The sequence below is a fragment of the Deferrisoma sp. genome, assembly GCF_054681715.1.
In genome coordinates, this window is sequence record NZ_BAAHFQ010000282.1 from 1 (window position 1) to 2,196 (window position 2,196).

At 68.3% G+C, this 2,196-nt stretch carries 2 protein-coding genes; both read left to right on the forward strand.

Translation table 11 applies throughout. The features are described from left to right. On the forward strand, positions 1-839 hold an 839-nt coding region (locus ACY0I8_RS17895), incomplete at its 5' end, for an asparagine synthase-related protein (RefSeq protein ID WP_461395826.1). A gap of 467 nt (positions 840-1,306) precedes the next feature. Further along, a partial coding sequence (locus ACY0I8_RS17900) for a glycosyltransferase (protein ID WP_461395827.1) occupies positions 1,307-2,196 on the forward strand: 890 nt, incomplete at its 3' end.

Genomic DNA, 2,196 nt, shown 5'->3' on the forward strand with positions numbered 1-2,196 from the left:
CGAAAACCGCCCGGGAGAACGTGACCGTGTCGCTCTCGGGGGACGGGGGCGACGAGAACTTCGCCGGGTACCGCCGCTACTACATGGACGCCCGGGAGAACTGGGTGCGAAACCTGGTGCCGGCGCCCCTCAGGCGGCCGGTGTTCGGAGGGATCGGGAAGCTCTACCCCAAGGCCGACTACCTGCCCCAGATCTTCCGGGGCAAGGCGTTCCTCTCCAACGTGGCCAGGGACCCGGTGGACGCGTACTTCTTCTCGGTGAGCGCCCTGTACGAGGACGCCAAGCGGGCCCTGGTGCGGCCCGAGGTGCTCCGGGAACTCGGGGGCTACGACTCCCGGGACCTCTTCTACCGGGTCTACGGCGAGGCCCGGGCCGAGGACCACCTCTCCCGGATCCAGTACCTGGACATCCGCACCTACCTCTGCGAGGACATCCTCACGAAGGTAGACCGGGCCAGCATGGCCGTGTCGCTGGAGGTGCGCTGCCCGATCCTGGACCACAAGTTCATGGAGTACGTGGCCCGGATCCCCTCGGGCCTGAAGCTCAAGGGGCTCGACGGAAAGCACATCTTCAAGAAGGCCCTGAAGCGCTACCTCCCGGACGACATCCTCTACCGGAAGAAGATGGGGTTCGGGGTGCCGATCCTGGAGTGGCTCCGGGGGGATCTCAGGGAGTACGCCCGGGGCCTGGTGCTCGAGGGCGAGGCGAGCCGTCGCTACTTCCGCCCCGAACGCCTGGAAAAGCTCTGGACCGACCACCAGCGGGGTCTGCGAAACTACGCCACGGAGCTGTGGATCATCATGATGCTCAATTTGTGGGAGAGGAAGATGGGACGTTAGGACGTTGGGACGTTGGGACGGTAGGACGGTAGGACGTTCCGTCCGCACGTTCGCACGTCCAGCGTCCGCACGGTTGTCCGTCCGCACGTTCGCACGTCCAGCGTCTGCACGGTTGTCCGTCCGCCCGTCCACGCGTCCCAGCGTCCGCACGGCGGCGCCGTCGGAGGCCCGGAGACCGCGAAAGGGTAGGGGAATGAACGTAGAGCGATACGGTATGGTCACAAGAGCCGCGTTCCAGCGCAACGAGCCGCCCCGGCCTCATTGCCTCCTAGCTTCCCAGCTCCCCAGCCGGCGCAGGCCTCCCAGCCTCCCAGCCGAGGCGGGCCTCGCAGACGAAGTGGGCTTCCCAGCCTCCCAGTCGAGGCGGGCCTCGCAGACGAAGTGGGCTTCCCAGCCTCCCAGCTTCCCAGCTTTCCAGCAGACAAATGCCTCCTAGCGTCCCCGCGTCCCCGCGTCCCAGCGAGCGCATGCGCGTGGCGCATGTGCTCTACTCTTTTGGTACGGGAGGGCTTGAGAAGGGCATTGCCACCGTGGCGCGGCATGGGTCGCCGGGGGTGGAGCACGCGGTCGTGTGCCTTTCGACCTCCGGGGCGTCCGAGCGGTTGCTCCCCCCGGGCACCCCGGTCATCGAACTTCGAAAACCTCCCGGAAATTCGCTCTGTAGCATTCTAAAGCTCCGGCGCGTTCTCAAGGACCTTGCCCCCGACGTCGTGCACACCCGCAACTGGTCCGGGCTCGACGGCGTGATCGCGGCGCGCCTGGCCGGGATCCGGGCCGTGGTGCACGGGGAGCACGGCTGGGGCATGGAGGACCCCGACGGCAAAAACCCCAAGCGCCTCCGGATCCGCCGCCTGCTTTCGCGCTGGGTCCGGGAGTACACCTGCGTGTCCCGGGCCATGGTGGGCTGGCTCCGGGACGACGTGGGGATCACGAAGCCGGTGACCCAGATCTATAACGGCGTGGACACCGAGGTCTTCCGGCCCGGCCCGGCCGACGGGGTGCGGGCGGAACTCGGGTTGGGGCCCGAGACCTTCGCGGTGGGCGTGGTGGGCCGGCTCGACCCGATCAAGGACCACCCCACGCTCTTTCGGGCGTTCACCGAGCTTCGGAACACGGCCCCGGAGGCCCGGCTCCTCGTGGTGGGCGACGGGCCCGAGCGGGCGCGGCTCGAGTCCCTGGCGGGGGAGGGGGTATTGTTCCTGGGCGACCGGGCCGACGTGCCCGAGATCCTCCGGGCCCTGGACCTTTTCGTGCTCCCCTCGCGAAACGAGGGCATCTCCAACACGATCCTCGAGGCCATGGCCACGGGGCTTCCGGTGCTCGCCACCGCCGTGGGCGGAAACCCCGAACTCGTGGA